Source organism: Mesorhizobium sp. P160187 (assembly GCF_057766425.1).
Window position 1 is genome coordinate 200,669 of sequence record NZ_JBYMDX010000004.1, and the last position, 16,813, is coordinate 217,481.

A 16,813-nucleotide genomic window follows, 5' to 3' on the forward strand; every position below is an offset into this window, starting at 1 on the left:
CAATCAGAGGTATCCATTTGAATTTACCGCTGAAATTGTCGTTGGAAAAGCACCACGAATATTGGAGTTTCGGCCGTGCTTCCTATATAAGCGGTCAATGATTCCTGATTAGATTGTGATCCGATTTGACCGACCAAAAACCCCCGCGCGGCGCCGACGGCGGCCCCACCGGCATCGAGCCCATCTCCATCATCGAGGAGATGCAGAGCTCCTACCTCTCTTATGCCATGAGCGTGATCGTCAGCCGTGCGCTGCCCGATGTGCGCGACGGCCTGAAGCCGGTGCACCGCCGCATTCTCTATGCGGCGCATGAGAGCGGTTACCACTGGAACCGCAAATATGTGAAGTCGGCCCGCCCGGTCGCCGACGTGATGGGCAAATACCATCCGCATGGCGACGCCTCGATCTACGACGCCTTGGTGCGCATGGCGCAGGACTGGTCGCTGCGCGTTCCGCTGATCGACGGGCAGGGTAATTTCGGCTCCATCGACGGCGATCCGCCGGCGGCGATGCGCTACACCGAATCGCGGCTGACCAAGGTCGCACATGAACTCTTGGAGGACATCGACAAGGAAACCGTCGATTTCCAGGAGACTTATGACGCATCCGACACCGAACCGAAGGTGCTGCCGGCCCGCTTCCCCAATCTTCTGGTCAACGGTTCCGGCGGCATCGCCGTCGGCATGGCCACCAACATCCCGCCGCACAATCTGGCCGAGATCTGCAACGGCGCCATCGCCATCATCGACAATCCGGCGATCGATTTGCCGGCGCTGATGGAGATCATTCCGGGTCCCGATTTCCCGACCGGCGGCATCGTGCTCGGCCGTTCCGGCATCTACAGCGCCTATGCGACTGGCCGTGGCTCTATCGTCATGCGCGGCAAGGTCAATGTCGAACAGCGCGGAAACGACCGTGAATCGATCATCATCACGGAAGTCCCGTACCAGGTGAACAAGGCCTCGATGATCGAGAAGATGGCCGAACTGGTGCGCGACAAGCGCATCGAAGGCATTTCCGACATTCGCGACGAAAGCGACCGCCAGGGCTACCGCGTCGTCATCGAGCTGAAGCGCGACGCCGTCGCCGACGTCATTCTCAACCAGCTTTATCGCTTCACGCCGCTGCAAACCTCCTTCGGCGCCAATATGGTGGCGCTGAACGGCGGCAAGCCGGAAGTGATGAACCTGACCGACATGCTAAAGGCATTTGTCGGCTTCCGCGAAGAGGTGATTAGCCGGCGCACGAAGTTCCTGCTGCGCAAGGCGCGTGACCGTGCCCATGTATTGGTCGGTCTCGCCATAGCCGTCGCCAACATCGACGAAGTGATCAAGCTGATCCGCACCGCGCCCGATCCGCAGACGGCGCGCGAGCAGTTGATGGAGCGGCGCTGGCCCTCCGGCGACGTCGAGTCATTGATTCTGCTGATCGACGATCCGCGCCATCGCATCAATGAGGATGGCACCTACAACCTGTCCGAGGAACAGGCGCGCGCCATCCTCGAACTGCGCCTGCAGCGCCTGACTGCGCTCGGCCGTGACGAAATAGCCGACGAGCTGAACACCATCGGCGACGAGATCAAGGATTACCTCGACATTCTGTCGTCCCGCGCCCGCATCCAGCAGATCGTCAAGGACGAGCTTGCCGCCGTGCGCGACGAGTTCGGCACGCCGCGCCGCACCGAGCTCACCGACGGCGGCGCCGACATGGAAGACGAGGATCTGATCCAGCGCGAGGACATGGTCGTCACCGTCAGCCATTCCGGCTACATCAAGCGCGTGCCGCTGTCGCTCTACCGGGCGCAACGCCGCGGCGGCAAGGGCCGCTCCGGCATGTCGACCAAGGAAGAGGATTTCGTCACCCGGCTGTTCGTCGCCAACACGCATACGCCGGTGCTGTTCTTCTCCTCGCGCGGCATCGTCTACAAGGAAAAGGTCTGGCGGCTGCCAATCGGCAATCCGCAGTCGCGCGGCAAGGCGCTGATCAACATGCTGCCGCTGGAGCAGGGCGAGCGCATCACCACCATCATGCCGCTGCCCGAGGACGAGACCAGCTGGGGCGAACTCGACGTCATGTTCGCCACCACGCGCGGCACCGTGCGCCGCAACAAGCTGTCCGAATTCGTCCAGGTCAACCGCAACGGCAAGATCGCCATGAAGCTGGAGGAGGAGGGCGACGAGATCCTCGGCGTCGAGACCTGCACAGACAATGACGATGTGCTTTTGACCGCCAGCTCCGGCCAGTGCATCCGCTTCCGCGTTGGCGATGTGCGCGTCTTCCAGAGCCGCAATTCGGTCGGCGTGCGCGGCATAAGCATGGCCGAGACCGACCGCATCATCTCCATGTCGGTGATCGAGCATGTCGATGCTTCGCCGGCGGAACGCTCCGCCTACCTCAAGCGGGCAGCACTGGAGCGGCGGCTTGCCGCCGAGGTGACCGGCGAGGAAGAAGAGATTGCACTCACCAATGAGGAGATTGGCGAGGAGACCGAGCTTTCCGACAGCCGTTACGAAGAGCTCAAGGCGCATGAGCAATTTGTGCTGACGGTGACCGAATATGGCTACGGCAAGCGCTCGTCATCCTACGATTTCCGCCTGACCGGACGCGGCGGCAAGGGCATCCGCGCCACCGACGTGTCGAAGGTGGCCGAGATCGGCCAGCTGGTGGCGACTTTCCCGGTCGGCAATGACGACCAGATCATGCTGGTTTCGGACGGCGGCACGGTCATCCGGGTGCCGGTCAACGGTATCCGTTTCGCCAGCCGCGCCACCAAGGGCGTGACCATCTTCAACACCGCCGAAGGCGAAAAGGTGGTTTCGGTCGAACGGATCTCGGAGCCGCAGGCCGACGAGGATGTCGAAGAGAGTGTCATTGAGGCCGTGGCCGGAGATGCCGTACCGGACAGCGCCGAATAGGTTTTGACCAACAACGCCGGCCCGATGGGCCGGCGCAAACAAGAAACTAGCAATAAATCAGGGGTGACGGTGGGGCCAGCGAGCGCCGAAACCTTCGAACCGCTTTGTCCGGACACGGACGCGCTCTGCCTCGCTATGCAATCCGAATGCGGTGGCGATCAGCATGGCGACGGTCATTGCGGTGGCGAGCATGTAGATCAGCATGTGCGTGTTCTCCTGCGCCTATCCAACGGTTAGATCGGGTTTTGGTTTCATCTTCCGAAGTGCAAACTAGCGAACGCGGCGTGAAGTCTTCGTGATCAAGGCATTCATCTGTCGTTCATGTCTGCGAAAAGGTTCACGCAGATGTTCCCAATCGCATTTGCCTTCCGCCCAATGCCCCGCTAGAAGCACCTCCCATGACCGATCGCATCGCCCTTTATGCCGGCTCCTTCGACCCGCTGACCAACGGCCATCTCGATGTCCTGAAGGCATCGCTGGCTGTCGCCGACACGGTTTATGCGGCGATCGGCACTCACCCCGGCAAGACGCCGCTGTTTTCCTTCGACGAACGGGTGAAGCTGATCGAGGCCGCGACCAAGGCCGAATTTGGCCGCGACGGCGACCGTATCAAGGTCGTCGCCTTTGACGGGCTGGTCATCGACGCGGCCCGCAAGCATGGCGCCTCGATCATGATCCGCGGCCTGCGTGACGGCACCGATCTCGACTATGAGATGCAGATGGCTGGAATGAACGAGACGATGGCGCCGGAACTGCAGACGGTTTTTCTGCCCGCCAGCCCGTCGGTACGCACCATTACCGCCACACTTGTGCGCCAGATAGCCTCGATGGGCGGCGACATCCGTCCGTTCGTGCCGGCCGCCGTTGCCGGCGCGCTCACCGCCAAATTCGCGAAATAGTGCATGTCGCCCAAAAGTGGATGCCGGTTTTGGGGCAACGACATGCACCCTAACAAAGACCTTCGGAGATCCCTTATGCAGCTGAAAAAGCTCGCCTCGTTCCTCGTCGTGCTTGCCGGTCTCGTGACCGCATCCGTTTCGGCCTTCGCCGCCGAGCCGGAAAACACCATGATCATCACCTTGAAGAACGGCGACGTCACCATCGCGCTGCGCCCTGATCTGGCGCCCAAGCATGTCGCGCAGATCAAGAAGCTGGTGCGCGAAGGCGTTTACGACGATGTCGCCTTCCACCGCGTCATCAACGGCTTCATGGCGCAGACCGGCGACGTCAAGTTCGGCAACATGAAGAAGGGGTTCAGCCCCGAAGCCGTCGGCACCGGCGGTTCCGAGCTGCCTGATCTTCCGGCCGAATTCTCGCAGAGTGAGCATTTCAAGCGCGGCACGCTCGGCATGGCCCGCTCGCAGGATCCGAACTCCGCCAATTCACAGTTCTTCATCATGTTCGCGCCGGCGCCAAACCTCGATGGCCAGTACACCATCGTCGGCAATGTCGTCAGTGGCATGGAGCTGGTGGACAAGATCAAGAAGGGCGACGAGGCCGACAACGGCACGGTCAGCGACCCCGACCGCATGGTCAAGGTACGCATCGCCGCCGACAAGTAAACCTATCAAATCATTCTGTTTTCTGAGATAAAGGAGATCCGACATGGCTGAGATCAAGGACCGCGAAAACGCGCTCATCCTGGAAACGACCAAGGGCAAGGTCGTCATCGAACTGTTTCCCGACCTGGCCCCCGGCCACGTCGCCCGCATCAAGGAACTGGCCCGCGAAGGCGCCTATGACGGCGTGGTTTTCCACCGCGTCATCGAAGGCTTTATGGCGCAGACCGGTGACGTCAAGTTCGGCAATTCGACCAAGCCCACTTTTGCCCCCTCCCGCGCGGGCATGGGCGGTTCCGAGAAGCCTGACCTGAAGGCTGAATTCTCCAACGCCAACCATGGCCGCGGCACCTGCTCGATGGCCCGTTCGCAGAACCCGAACTCCGCCAATTCGCAGTTCTTCATCTGCTTCGACGATGCCGCTTTCCTCAACCGCCAGTACACGGTCTGGGGCCAGGTCATCGAAGGCATGGACAATGTCGACAAGATCAAGCGCGGCGAGCCGGTGGTCGATCCCGACAAGATCGTGTCGCTGAAGGTCGCGGCCGACGTCAAGTAAGGACAAACGACGATGATGGGCGTGGTCTGGTCGCTGCTCGGCATCCTGTCAGGCGCCTTCATCGCCGTCCAGGCGCCGATCAACTCGCAGCTGGCGCGCGGCCTGGGGCTCCCGGTCGCGGCTGCTGCGTTTTCGTTCCTGTCAGGCGCGATCGTGCTTGGTATCATCTCCATTGCCGTTGTGCGGCTGCAGGACATCTCGCTCGACTGGAAGGCGCCGGCGCCTTGGCTGTTCATCGCCGGCGGCATGCTCGGCGGTTTCTATGTTACCCTGTCAACCATTCTTACGCCGCGCATTGGTGCAGCCGCGTTGATGGCGTTCCTGGTTGCCGGCCAGTTGCTGGCCGGCATGCTGATCGATCGCGTCGGCTTTCTCGGCGTGGCGGTGCGCGAGATTTCGCTCGGCCGCATCGCCGGCGCGGTGCTGCTGTTGGCCGGAGCGCTGCTCGTCCGGCTCTACTGATGCGCGTCGATCTCTTCGACTTCGACCTGCCGGAGGAGCGCATCGCGCTGCGCCCGGCCGAGCCGCGCGACAGCGCCAGAATGCTGGTGGTCAGGCCAGGCGAAGACTTTGCGGACCGCGCGGTGCGCGACCTTCCGTCCTTGCTCAGAACGGGCGACGTGCTGGTCTTCAACGACACCAAGGTCATTCCTGCCCAGTTGAGAGGCATCAGGCGGCGCGGCGAAGCGCAGGCGCAGGTCGACGCCACGCTGCATATGCGCATGGCGCCGGACCGCTGGCTGGCCTTCATGCGGCCGGGCAAGCGCATCGCCGCCGGCGACCGCATCCATTTCGGCCATGACGGCAATTCCTGTTTCCTCGGCCAGCTCGACGCCACAGTGATCGAGAAGGGCGATGCCGGCGAGGTGCTGCTCGGTTTCGACCTGTCGGGGCCGTTTCTCGACGAGGCGCTGCATGCCGTCGGCCACATCCCGCTGCCGCCCTATATCGCCTCCAAGCGCGACGACGACGCGCGCGACCTGACGGATTACCAGACAATCTATGCCAAGGAGGAGGGCGCAGTCGCTGCCCCCACCGCAGGCCTGCATTTCACGCCGGAGCTGTTTGCCGCGCTGGATGCAAAAGGCATCGAACGCCGCTTCGTGACCTTGCATGTCGGCGCCGGCACCTTCCTGCCGGTCAAGGCGGACGACACCGCTCACCACAAGATGCATGCCGAGACCGGCTCGGTCAGCGAAGCAACAGCCGACGCTCTGAATGGCGCCAAGGCGCGGGGCGGGCGCATCATCGCTGTCGGCACCACCTCGCTGCGCTTGCTGGAGAGCGCGGCACGGCCTGATGGCTCGCTGACCGCCTGGTCCGGCCCGACCGACATCTTCATCACGCCGGGCTATCGGTTCAAGACCGCCGACCTGCTGATGACCAATTTCCATCTCCCGCGTTCGACGCTGTTCATGCTGGTTTCGGCCTTCAGCGGCCTAGACACGATGCGTGCGGCCTATGCTCATGCCATCGGGAACAATTACAGGTTCTATTCCTACGGAGATGCAAGCCTGCTTTATCGAGCGGAGATGAGCGATGGACGATGACCTGCAAGCCCTCGATCGCGAAAGCCTGATCGCCGAAGTGAAGAAATTGCGTGCCGGCATTCGCCAGCACCGAGATTCTACCGGCCATGATTTATGCTGGCATCATCCCAACCTGTGGGACCTGCTTGCCGGAAAAGACCGATCCGTCGATTGCCGTGCCGCCATGGCCGAAATTCATGCGCGGCTGCATCCAATACCGCCAGTCGCTCGACAGGCAGGCGCCACGCGCGCCTGTCCATGACAAGGAATTCAATGGCTGAAACATTCACCTTCAAGATCCTCGCCACTGACGGCAAGGCGCGGCGCGGTTCCATCACCATGCCGCGCGGCGAAATCCGCACGCCAGCCTTCATGCCGGTCGGCACCGGCGGCACGGTCAAGGCCATGTATATGGATCAGGTGCGCGGGGTCGGCGCCGATATCATCCTGGGCAACACCTACCATCTGATGCTGCGGCCCGGGGCCGAGCGCGTGGCGCGGCTTGGTGGCTTGCATGAATTCGCCCGCTGGCCGCAGCCGATCCTGACCGACAGTGGCGGTTTTCAGGTCATGTCGCTGTCGAAACTCAGGAAATTGACCGAGAAGGGCGTCACGTTTCGCTCGCACATTGACGGCGCTGCCTACGAGATGTCGCCGGAGCGCTCGATCGAGATCCAGGGCCTGCTCGATTCCGACATCCAGATGCAGCTCGACGAATGCACAGCGCTGCCGGCCGACCTCAAGCAGATCGAGCGCGCGATGGAGCTGTCGCTGCGCTGGGCCGAGCGCTGCAAGACAGCGTTCGGCGACCAGCCCGGCAAGGCCATGTTCGGCATCGTCCAGGGTGGCGACAACGCAGCACTCAGGGTGCGCTCGGCGCAGGCGCTGAGCGCGATGGAGCTGAAGGGCTATGCCGTCGGCGGCCTGGCCGTCGGCGAGCCGCAAGCGGTGATGCTGGATATGCTGGAGATCACCTGTCCGGAATTGCCTGACAACAAGCCTCGATATCTCATGGGCGTCGGCACGCCGGACGACATCGTGAAATCGGTGGCGCGCGGCATCGACATGTTCGACTGCGTGATGCCGACCCGCGCCGGCCGCCATGGCCTGGCCTATACCAGGCGCGGCAAGGTCAATCTCAGGAATGCCCGCCATGCGGACGATCCGCGGCCGCTGGACGAGGAGAGCGACTGCCCGGCGGCACGCGACTATTCACGCGCCTATCTGCATCATCTCGTGCGCTCGCAGGAGGCGCTGGGCGCGATGCTTCTGACCTGGAACAACCTGTCCTACTATCAGAAGCTGATGCAGGACATTCGCGCCGCGATCGAGGCCCGGGACTTTGAGGCGCGCACGGCTGAGATTTCCGAGGCATGGGCGAGGGGTGATATTCCGGTGCTGTAGCCGGGCCTCAGGTACTGAGCGAATTCGCTGCGCGCAAGCTGCAGCCGGTGATCTGAAAGCTGCCGTCGGGCTGCTGTTCCAGCGTGTAGACCGCCTCATAGTCCTTGCCGTCGGGCCCAACGATCAGCACTTGCTGGATTAGCGAAGTTGGCCCCATCTGCTCGACCTTGCCGAAGGAATAGCTCTGCGGCTGGCGCACCGGCGGATAGCCGTTGGTCACCATGTTCATGAAGGTGTCGACGGTCGGAAAGATGCGCTTCACATTTGGAGCGGCGAAACTGTACGCCTTGGCGCCATCATTGGCGATGAGCGCCTTCAACTGACCATCGATGACGGCCTGGCCGGCCTTGACTTCGGCGTCGCCGGCAAGGGCTGCCGACACGAACAACGCGAACAGCAATGAAACGACTGCGAATGCGGTGCGGCGCATGGCCTGTCTCCATTGTCCCCCAACAAAACCCGTCCCGGGACGCATCATACCATACGCTTTGCGGAGCCTCACGGTTTCAGCAACCGCAATATTCGCCACGCAAGTGCCACATGATCATGCTTAAGCCTCCTTTAACGCGGGGCGCGCATCGTAGGACGGGTGGGGACCCGTTCGCGCAACCAGGGGACAACCATGTTCAAGCAGCCGATCGACCGGCGCCTTTTGCTGAAGGGCGCGGCAAGCCTCGCAGTTTTGGCTCCCTTGCCCGCCTGGGCAAGCACCGGGCCGACCGTCACGGAAGTCGCCTTCGATCCCGCCATTCCAGCGCTCGGCAACCCCGATGGCGACGTCACCATCGCCGAATTCGTCGACTATCAGTGCCCGATCTGCAAGCTCGTCTTCGTCGAGCTGAAGAAGTTGATGGAAGAGGACAACGGCGTCCGGCTTGTGATGAAGGACTGGCCGATCTTCGGCGACGTGTCGCGCGACGCGGCGCGGGTGACGCTGCTGAGCGGCGAACACTATGGCGCGGCGGTCGATGCGCTGATGACCAACCAGCGCGGCCTTTCGGAACGCCGCACCAACGACATCCTTTCTTCCGTCGGTGTCGATGTGGCGATGGTGCGTGCCGACCTCGCCATCCGTGAACCCGACATCGACGCTGCCCTTGTCCGCACCGAAGTCCAGGCGACGGCGTTCAAGCTGCGCGGCACGCCAGCCCTGGTCATCGGCGGCAACTTGTATCGGCGCGGCATGCCGGTGTCCGAACTGAGACAAGCCGTCGCCAAGGCGCGCTCGGCCTGATGCTTGAAAGCCGGGCGGCAGTCTGCCACAAGGGCCGCTTGTGTGCTGAAGCTTGATCGGGACCGGCAATGAAGACGTTTTTCATGCAGATAAAGTGCGATCTGGGCAAATCCTACGAGGTCGCCAGCGCGCTCGCCGATGCCGAAATCGCCTCGGAAATCTACTCGACCGCCGGCAATTACGACCTGCTTGCCAAATTCTACGTCGACGACGAGGAAGATGTCGGCCACTTCGTCAACGAGAAGGTGCAGATTATTCCCGGAATCAAGGACACCTTCACGGTCGTCACTTTCCGCGCTTTCTAAAGCAATTCCAGGAAAAAAATGTGAAGCGGTTTTCCGTCCGGAATTGCGTCAAAGCACAAAGCCATGGCAGGTCGCCGTTTCCATGAAACGGTGAACTGCTATGGCCGCATCAGGCACTTGCCCGGCGACAAGGCAGAGCCTGATTAAGGTCCTGTTCCGACTGCCCGAATTTTGGGCAGTCGGAACATACTGGTCGCCGATATCCTCCAAATCACCGATTGCGCTTGATTTTCTCCCGCGACGCCAGTGAAATGGCGTCACAGGGGAGTATGCGATTGGCAGCGTTCGATGAAATGCTTCCGGAAGTTTCCGGGCTGAGACAACCGTATACGGCTTACGACCGCTGGCTGAAGGAGCAGGATCCGGCCAGGCTTACCGAAAAGATGCAGGACGCCGAGCGCGTCTTCCGCAAGACCGGCATTACCTTCGCCGTCTATGGCGAGCAGGAAGCCTCCGAGCGGCTGATCCCCTTCGACATCGTGCCGCGCATCATCTCCGGCAATGAATGGCGGAGGCTAACGCAAGGCATCGAGCAGCGCGTACAGGCGCTGAACGCTTTCCTCGACGACATTTACCACCGCCAGGAAATCCTGCGCGCCGGCCGCGTGCCGAGGGAGCTGATCGCCAGGAACGAGGCGTTCCTGCCGGAAATGATCGGAGTGCGGCCACCGGCCGGCGTCTACACCCACATTATCGGCGTCGACATCGTCCGGATCTCGGAGAACGAGTTCTACGTGCTGGAGGACAATGCGCGCACGCCGTCGGGGGTCTCCTACATGCTGGAGAACCGCGAGACGATGATGCAGCTCTTTCCCGAGCTGTTCCAGCGGATCAAGGTGCGGCCGGTGGAGAATTATCCGCAATTGCTGCGCCAGTCGCTGGCGGCAGTGCGGCCGCAAAGCACCAAGGGCGCACCGACCATTGCCGTGCTGACGCCGGGCAGCTTCAACTCCGCCTATTTCGAACATGCCTTCCTCGCCGACCAGATGGGCGTGCAGTTGGTCGAAGGCCAGGATCTGCGCGTTGTAGACGGCCACGTCGCCATGCGCACGACCGAAGGCTACAAGCAGATCGACGTGCTTTACCGGCGCGTCGACGATTTCTTCCTCGACCCGCTGACCTTCCGGCCGGACTCGGCCCTTGGCGTGCCCGGCATCATGGACGTCTACCGCGCCGGCAACATCACCATCGCCAACGCGCCGGGAACCGGCATCGCCGACGACAAGGCGATCTATTCCTACATGCCCGACATCGTCGAGTTCTACACCGGCCGCAAGGCCATCCTCGGCAACATCCCGACCTGGCGCTGCTCGGAGCCCGACAGCCTGAAATACGTGCTCGAACACATCCATGAGCTGGTCATCAAGGAAGTGCACGGCTCCGGCGGCTACGGCATGCTGGTCGGCCCGGCTGCGACCAAGAAGGAATGCCAGGATTTCGCCAAGAAGCTGCAGGCGAAGCCTTCCAACTACATCGCCCAGCCGACGCTGGCGCTGTCGACTTGCCCGATCCTGACCGAAAAAGGCCTGTCGCCGCGCCATGTCGATCTCAGGCCCTATGTTCTGGTCTCCGACCGAATCCAGATCGTTCCCGGCGGCTTGACGCGGGTGGCGCTGAAGGAGGGGTCGTTGGTCGTGAATTCCTCGCAAGGCGGCGGCACGAAGGATACGTGGGTGTTGGACGATTAGGTAGGGAATAGGGCAGTAGGCAGTAGGCAGTAGGCAGTAGAGGGACAAGAAATGCCATATTCCACAGAGATTCAAATACTTACTAATCCCTACTCACTATTCCCTACTCACTAGCCCGAAGGGCCACTTCACATGCTTCTCGGCCGCACCGCCAACGGGCTCTACTGGATGAACCGCTATATCGAGCGGGCGGAAAACATGGCGCGTCTGGTCGATGCCGGCCTTCGCATGGCGCTGACCCGCACCCAGAGCGCGTCGGAAGAGTGGAATTCGGTGCTGCTCAGCGCCGGCTCCGACGTCACCTTCACGCAGAAATACAAGGACTATACCGCCGCCAACGTCGCCGACTTCCTGCTGCGCGACACCTCGAACCCGTCGAGCACGATGTCGGCGATCGAGACCGCTCGCAACAATGCCCGCATGGTGCGCACCGCGCTGACGCGCGAGACCTGGGAGAGCATCAACGAAGCCTGGATGGCCCTGAAGCGCATGCTGGCAAAGCCGATCGACGAGCGCGACCTGCCGAGTGTGCTCGACGCCATCAAACGCGAGACGGCGCTGATCCGCGGCTCGTTCTACGGCACGATGCTGCGCAACGAGATCTTCGACTTCTCGCAGCTCGGCACCTATGTCGAGCGGGCCGACAACACGGCACGCATCCTCGACGTGAAATACTACGTGCTGCTGCCGTCGATCTCCTGGGTCGGCTCGAGCCTCGACAACTACCAGTGGGAATCGATCCTGCGCTCGGTGTCGGCGCACCGTTCCTATCGCTGGGTCTATGAGGCCGACTACAAACCGACCAACATTGCCGACTATCTGATCCTCAATGTGCGCATGCCGCGCTCGCTGACCTTCTGTTATCGTTTTCTCGCCGAGCATCTGAAGTTCCTCGGCGACGATTATGGCGACCGTCATGCCTGCCACGCCACCGTCGACAGGACACAGGCGATGCTGCAGGCAGGGTCGATCAAGGACATATTCGACGCCGGCCTGCACGAATTCCTGGCCAGGTTCATTCAAGACAACACCAAGCTTGGTGAAGAGATCGCACAAGATTACCGGTTCAATTGAGCATGATCGCGAACCGGAGGACCGCGCTAGCGACAAGTGAGACCCGGTTTTCGGATAAGATCATGCTTGCAAACGGAAAATAGGGCATGCGGCTCAAGATCACCCACCGTACCGAATACCGCTACGACGCGCCGGTGCACTATCTGTTGCAGCGGCTGCGCCTGTTACCGGTCAGTGGCCCGACGCAGACCGTGCTGTCCTGGGCGCTGAAGATCGAGGGCGCGCGCGAGGAAGTCCGCTTTAACGACCATTTCGGCAACGATAACAGGCTGTTGAGCGTCGAGGGCGAGCGCGACTTCATCACCGTCGAGGCCTCCGGCGAGGTTGTCACGCGCGACACAGCGGGCGTCTCGGGTCCGCATCACGGCTTTGCGCCGCTGTGGCTGTTCAGCCAGGAGACAGCTTTGACCATCCCCGGCGAGGGCATAAGCGAGCTTGCCGCGGCGGTCGGCAAAGGTACCGACATCGAAAGGCTGCATCGGCTGATGGCGCTGATCGTCGAGCGCGTCGCCTACACGCCGGGCACCACCAGCGTGACGACCCCGGCGGAAGAGGCATTGGCGCTGAAGACCGGCGTTTGCCAGGATCACAGCCACATCTTTGTCACCGCAGCCCGCGTCATGGGTTTTCCGGCCCGCTATGTCAGTGGCTATCTGATGATGGATGCGGCCATCGAGCAGGCGGCGAGCCATGCCTGGGCCGAAGCCCATGTTCAGGGTCTCGGCTGGGTCGCCTTCGACGCCGCCAACGGCATTTCCCCCGATGAACGCTATGTCAGGGTAGCCACCGGCCGTGATTATCGCGACGCCTCGCCGGTGTCGGGAATTCGACTGGGACAGGCGGAGGAACAGCTTGCAGTCACCGTCACGGTAGAGCAGTAGTCTCCGGCAAGATTGCTGCCTGAAGAGATTCCATGACTTATTGCGTCGGCCTCAAGATCGATCGTGGGCTCGTGTTCATGTCGGACACGCGCACCAATGCCGGGATGGATTCGATCTCCACTTTCAAGAAGATGCATGTCTGGGAAGAGCCAGGCGAGCGCGTCATCGTGCTGATGTCGGCCGGCAATCTGGCCACGACGCAGGCCGTGGTCAGCCTGCTCGACGAGCGCACCAAAGCGGTGGCGGAACGCCACGCGACGCTGCTCGAGACCCCATCCATGTACCAGACGGTGCGGCTGGTCGGCGACACCGTCAAGGAAGTCATCGCCAGCTCGTCGCCTGCCGGCGAAAAGGCGGATTCCTATTTCAACGCCTCCTTCATCCTCGGCGGCCAGATCAAGGGCAGCCCGCCACGGCTGTTCATGATCTATCCCGAGGGCAATTTCATCGAATCCACCGACGACACGCCGTTCTTCCAGATCGGCGAGACCAAATACGGCAAGCCGATCATCATCCGTGCCTATGAAAGGACGATGAGCCTGGCTGAAACGGTCAAGCTCTTGCTGGTGTCGTTCGATTCGACGCTGAAATCGAACCTGTCCGTCGGCCTGCCTCTCGACCTGCTGTTCCTGGGGGAGGATACGTTCACGGTGGGTTTGAAAAAACGCATCGGCCAGGACGATCGATATTATCGTGCTATTTCCGAAGGCTGGTCGAACGCGTTGAAGACGGCCTTTGCCAGCCTGCCTGATTTTCCGGGGTAGCGCGGCAACCTTCGTCGCGGTTGCCTGTCTCTATTTAACATGTTAATCAAAAATTCAAACGGCTGGGCTGATCGGCACGTCGGGAGGATCCATGGACAACGAGCAATTCCGCGACTGGTCGAGGCGCGCCGCCGACTGGGGCGCTGATTACCGCGCCGGCCTTCGCGATCGGCCCGTGCGACCTGCCATAGCGCCGGGCGAGATCTTCAGGAGCATCGAAGCTTCTCCGCCGGAGGCCGCGGAATCGATGGAGACGATCTTCGCCGATTTCGAAGCCAAGATCGTGCCCGGCATGACGCATTGGCAGCATCCGCGTTTCTTTGCTTATTTCCCGGCCAATGCAGCACCCGTCTCGGTGGTTGCCGAATATCTGGTCTCTGCGATGGCCGCGCAGTGCATGCTGTGGCAGACTTCGCCGGCGGCGACAGAGCTTGAGACGCGCATCGTCGACTGGATGCGCCAGGCGCTCGGCCTGCCCGAAGGCTTTTCCGGCGTGATCCAGGACTCCGCATCATCGGCGACGCTGGCCGCCGTGTTGACCATGCGCGAGCGCACGCTCGACTGGCAGGGCAACAAGAAGGGTCTTTCCGGGCAGGGCAGGCTGCGCGTCTATTCCTCCGACCAGGTGCACACCTCGATCGACCGCGCCATCTGGGTCGCCGGCATTGGCGAGGAAAACCTCGTCCGCATTCCCGTCGCCGGCACCTACCGCGCCATGGATACCGCGGCTTTGGAAGCGGCGATTGTTGCCGACCGCGCGGCCGGCCTATTGCCGGCCGGCATCATCGCGTGCGTCGGCGGCACCAGCACCGGCGGCACCGACGACATCGCTGAAGTGGCCGCGGTGGCCAAACGCCAGGGGCTCTATCTGCATATCGACGCCGCCTGGGCCGGATCGGCCATGATCTGCCCGGAATACCGGCATTTCTGGACCGGTGTCGAGGGCGCGGACTCGATCGTCTTCAACCCGCACAAATGGCTGGGCGCGCAATTCGACTGCTCGATCCAGTTCGTCCGCCAGCCGGAGGATCTCGTGCGCACGCTGGCGATCAAGCCGGACTATCTGAAAACTCGCGGCCATGACGGCATCATCAACTACTCCGAATGGTCGGTGCCTCTCGGCCGTCGCTTCCGGGCGCTGAAGCTGTGGTTCCTGCTGCGCGCCCATGGCCTCGAGGCGCTGCGCACCATGATCCGCAATCACGTCGCCTGGAGCGAAGGCATAGCAGCGCGCCTGGCCGAGGAGGAGGATTTCGAGCTCGCCAGCCAGCCGATGCTGTCGCTGTTCTCGTTCCGGCATCGCGCCACATCCGGCGCTGACTGCGACGAGCACAATCTGCGTCTGGTCGACGCCATCAACAATGACGGCCGTATCTACCTGACGCAGACGCGTGTCGATGGGCGGGTCGCCATCCGCTTCCAGGCAGGCCAGTTCGAGACAACCGCGGCCGATGTCGATACCGCCTTCACTGTCATCTGCGAGTGTGCAAGATCCCCGAAGGACTGACAGGGATTGCCCGGGTGGTTGCCGCCGCCGGGGCAAGCCAGCAAGGACTTGCGAGCAAGCATATGGCCGGAAGGGCTGAAGGGGTTAGCCAGAATCTGACGGGCGTCTGGAGCGGGCGCTATTTCTATCCGCGCGAACTGCCGCCGGTTTCCTTCGTTGCAACGCTGATCGAGACGGCAACCAGCTTGACGGGGATGACCCACGAACCGGCGGCGACCAGCACGGCAAGATACGCAAGCCTGCAGGGGCAGCGAGAGGGCAACGCCGTCTCCTTTACCAAGACATACGACAAGGCCGAATTGAAGGCGCACCCGATTCACTACAGCGGCATCATCAACGGTGATGCAACCGAGATCAAAGGCACTTGGCGGATCCCGGGATACTGGTCCGGCAATTTCCTGATGATCCGCTCGCCAGGTAAAGTCGCGGCTGTCACCCGCAAGGTGGCGGAGCGGGTCTGAGCCGTATCTGCCCGGTTCGCCTTTGCAATCATCGATATTTCATTAGCCGGCGTCTCCCTTTTCATTGCTTTCGTTTTCAGCTACAAACAAGAAAAACGAAAACGGGAGGTTCTCAGTGTATTTGTCGCCGCGCCATGCCGAGATCATCCAGATGGCGAAGGACCATGGCCGTGTGCTGGTCGATGACCTCGCCACGCATTTCAACGTGACGCCACAGACCATCCGCAAGGACCTCAACGATCTCTGCGACCAGCGGCTGCTGACGCGCATCCATGGCGGGGCCCTGTTCCCGTCCGGCATCGAGAACATGGAGTATGAGGCGCGCCGCAAGATTGCCGCCGACGAGAAGGAGGCCATCGGCCGCGCGGCGGCCAGGCTGATACCCGACAACGCCTCCCTGTTCATCAACATCGGCACCACGACCGAGTCGGTCAGCAAGGCGCTGCTCGACCATACCGGGCTGATGGTCATCACCAATAATATCAATGTTGCCAACAGGATGCGCATCTATCCTTCGATCGAGGTGGTAATCGCCGGCGGCGTCGTGCGTGGCTCCGACGGCGGCGTTGTCGGCGAGGCCGCGGTCGATTTCATCAGGCAGTTCAAGGTCGACTATGCGGTGATCGGCGCCTCGGCCATCGACCATGACGGCGCGTTGCTCGATTTCGACTTTCGCGAAGTGAAAGTGGCGCAAGCCATTATCGCCAATGCCAGGCATGTCATCCTGGTCTCCGACCAGACCAAGTTCGAACGCACCGCGCCGGTTCGCATCGGCCATCTCTCGCAAGTCAACACCTTCATCACCGACCGTTGCGACATCCCGTCGGTGCGTAAGATCTGCGAGGAAGCGGAGGTTCAATTGATCGAAACGTCGCTCGGCTAGGCTATCGATCACGGTCCCGTTACATTTCGTTTGACATTCGTTCTTATTTC

General features: G+C 61.8%; 18 protein-coding genes and 1 pseudogene. 17 read left to right on the plus strand and 2 right to left on the minus strand.

Going from position 1 to position 16,813, the window contains the following annotated elements:
• Positions 1 to 125 precede the first annotated feature (125 nt).
• Positions 126 to 2,915 carry a DNA gyrase subunit A gene (gene gyrA, locus AC3CCE_RS17945; RefSeq protein ID WP_023734322.1) on the plus strand — a complete coding sequence of 930 codons (2,790 nt, stop codon included), beginning with the start codon at positions 126 to 128 and terminating at the stop codon, positions 2,913 to 2,915.
• 57 nt (positions 2,916 to 2,972) lie between these two features.
• Here gyrA and AC3CCE_RS17950 read toward each other — a convergent pair whose 3' ends face one another.
• Entirely contained in the window at positions 2,973 to 3,119 is a 147-nt protein-coding gene (locus AC3CCE_RS17950) for a hypothetical protein (protein WP_023700785.1), read from the minus strand.
• Between the two features lie 194 nt (positions 3,120 to 3,313).
• Between AC3CCE_RS17950 and coaD the strand changes: the two genes are divergently transcribed.
• The 7 genes and pseudogenes from coaD to tgt all read left to right on the plus strand — a co-directional run bounded on the left by coaD (position 3,314) and on the right by tgt (position 7,966).
• The gene (coaD, locus tag AC3CCE_RS17955) at positions 3,314 to 3,814 is read left to right on the plus strand and encodes a pantetheine-phosphate adenylyltransferase (protein WP_023670954.1); all 501 of its coding nucleotides are present in this window, start codon (positions 3,314 to 3,316) and stop codon (positions 3,812 to 3,814) included.
• A 75-nt stretch (positions 3,815 to 3,889) separates the two neighbouring features.
• On the plus strand, positions 3,890 to 4,477 hold the full coding sequence (locus tag AC3CCE_RS17960; protein WP_023734323.1) for a peptidylprolyl isomerase: 588 nt from the start codon (positions 3,890 to 3,892) through the stop codon (positions 4,475 to 4,477).
• A 43-nt stretch (positions 4,478 to 4,520) separates the two neighbouring features.
• On the plus strand, positions 4,521 to 5,033 hold the full coding sequence (locus AC3CCE_RS17965; protein WP_023730156.1) for a peptidylprolyl isomerase: 513 nt from the start codon (positions 4,521 to 4,523) through the stop codon (positions 5,031 to 5,033).
• A 12-nt stretch (positions 5,034 to 5,045) separates the two neighbouring features.
• On the plus strand, positions 5,046 to 5,495 hold the full coding sequence (locus AC3CCE_RS17970) for a DMT family transporter (protein WP_023693398.1): 450 nt from the start codon (positions 5,046 to 5,048) through the stop codon (positions 5,493 to 5,495).
• Complete coding sequence (gene queA, locus AC3CCE_RS17975) at positions 5,495 to 6,583, plus strand: tRNA preQ1(34) S-adenosylmethionine ribosyltransferase-isomerase QueA (RefSeq protein WP_023746162.1); 1,089 nt, start codon at positions 5,495 to 5,497, stop codon at positions 6,581 to 6,583. Before AC3CCE_RS17970 ends, queA begins: the two co-directional genes overlap by 1 nt.
• A pseudogene (locus AC3CCE_RS17980) lies at positions 6,573 to 6,843 on the plus strand (hypothetical protein). The gene queA and the pseudogene AC3CCE_RS17980 overlap by 11 nt, the downstream one beginning before the upstream one ends.
• Positions 6,836 to 7,966: a tRNA guanosine(34) transglycosylase Tgt gene (gene tgt, locus AC3CCE_RS17985; protein ID WP_352512609.1), complete on the plus strand. Its 1,131-nt coding sequence runs from the start codon at positions 6,836 to 6,838 to the stop codon at positions 7,964 to 7,966. Before AC3CCE_RS17980 ends, tgt begins: the two are co-directional and overlap by 8 nt.
• Before the next feature lie 7 nt (positions 7,967 to 7,973).
• On the opposite strand, the gene AC3CCE_RS17990 is transcribed toward tgt, so the two are convergent.
• Positions 7,974 to 8,396, minus strand: coding sequence for a DUF4864 domain-containing protein (locus AC3CCE_RS17990; RefSeq protein WP_023684643.1), 423 nt, complete (start codon positions 8,394 to 8,396; stop codon positions 7,974 to 7,976).
• Positions 8,397 to 8,588: 192 nt separating this feature from the next.
• Here AC3CCE_RS17990 and AC3CCE_RS17995 point away from each other — a divergent pair, with 192 nt between their 5' ends.
• The 9 genes from AC3CCE_RS17995 (at position 8,589) to AC3CCE_RS18035 (ending at position 16,763) form a co-directional block, all read left to right on the plus strand.
• Positions 8,589 to 9,200 (plus strand): DsbA family protein, encoded by a 612-nt coding sequence (locus AC3CCE_RS17995; RefSeq protein WP_352512608.1) that lies wholly within the window; start codon positions 8,589 to 8,591, stop codon positions 9,198 to 9,200.
• 68 nt (positions 9,201 to 9,268) lie between these two features.
• Positions 9,269 to 9,505 carry an Lrp/AsnC family transcriptional regulator gene (locus AC3CCE_RS18000; RefSeq protein ID WP_023670963.1) on the plus strand — a complete coding sequence of 79 codons (237 nt, stop codon included), beginning with the start codon at positions 9,269 to 9,271 and terminating at the stop codon, positions 9,503 to 9,505.
• 275 nt (positions 9,506 to 9,780) lie between these two features.
• Positions 9,781 to 11,193 (plus strand): circularly permuted type 2 ATP-grasp protein, encoded by a 1,413-nt coding sequence (locus AC3CCE_RS18005; RefSeq protein WP_488377174.1) that lies wholly within the window; start codon positions 9,781 to 9,783, stop codon positions 11,191 to 11,193.
• Between the two features lie 132 nt (positions 11,194 to 11,325).
• The gene (locus tag AC3CCE_RS18010) at positions 11,326 to 12,267 is read left to right on the plus strand and encodes an alpha-E domain-containing protein (protein ID WP_023693403.1); all 942 of its coding nucleotides are present in this window, start codon (positions 11,326 to 11,328) and stop codon (positions 12,265 to 12,267) included.
• A gap of 86 nt (positions 12,268 to 12,353) precedes the next feature.
• Complete coding sequence (locus tag AC3CCE_RS18015; protein ID WP_023670966.1) at positions 12,354 to 13,148, plus strand: transglutaminase family protein; 795 nt, start codon at positions 12,354 to 12,356, stop codon at positions 13,146 to 13,148.
• A 32-nt stretch (positions 13,149 to 13,180) separates the two neighbouring features.
• Positions 13,181 to 13,912, plus strand: coding sequence for a proteasome-type protease (locus AC3CCE_RS18020; RefSeq protein ID WP_023742489.1), 732 nt, complete (start codon positions 13,181 to 13,183; stop codon positions 13,910 to 13,912).
• 91 nt (positions 13,913 to 14,003) lie between these two features.
• Positions 14,004 to 15,419 carry a pyridoxal phosphate-dependent decarboxylase family protein gene (locus tag AC3CCE_RS18025; RefSeq protein ID WP_023815793.1) on the plus strand — a complete coding sequence of 472 codons (1,416 nt, stop codon included), beginning with the start codon at positions 14,004 to 14,006 and terminating at the stop codon, positions 15,417 to 15,419.
• Positions 15,420 to 15,433: 14 nt separating this feature from the next.
• On the plus strand, positions 15,434 to 15,880 hold the full coding sequence (locus AC3CCE_RS18030; RefSeq protein ID WP_023693406.1) for a hypothetical protein: 447 nt from the start codon (positions 15,434 to 15,436) through the stop codon (positions 15,878 to 15,880).
• A 115-nt stretch (positions 15,881 to 15,995) separates the two neighbouring features.
• Positions 15,996 to 16,763, plus strand: coding sequence for a DeoR/GlpR family DNA-binding transcription regulator (locus AC3CCE_RS18035; RefSeq protein ID WP_023670971.1), 768 nt, complete (start codon positions 15,996 to 15,998; stop codon positions 16,761 to 16,763).
• Positions 16,764 to 16,813: the final 50 nt, after the last annotated feature.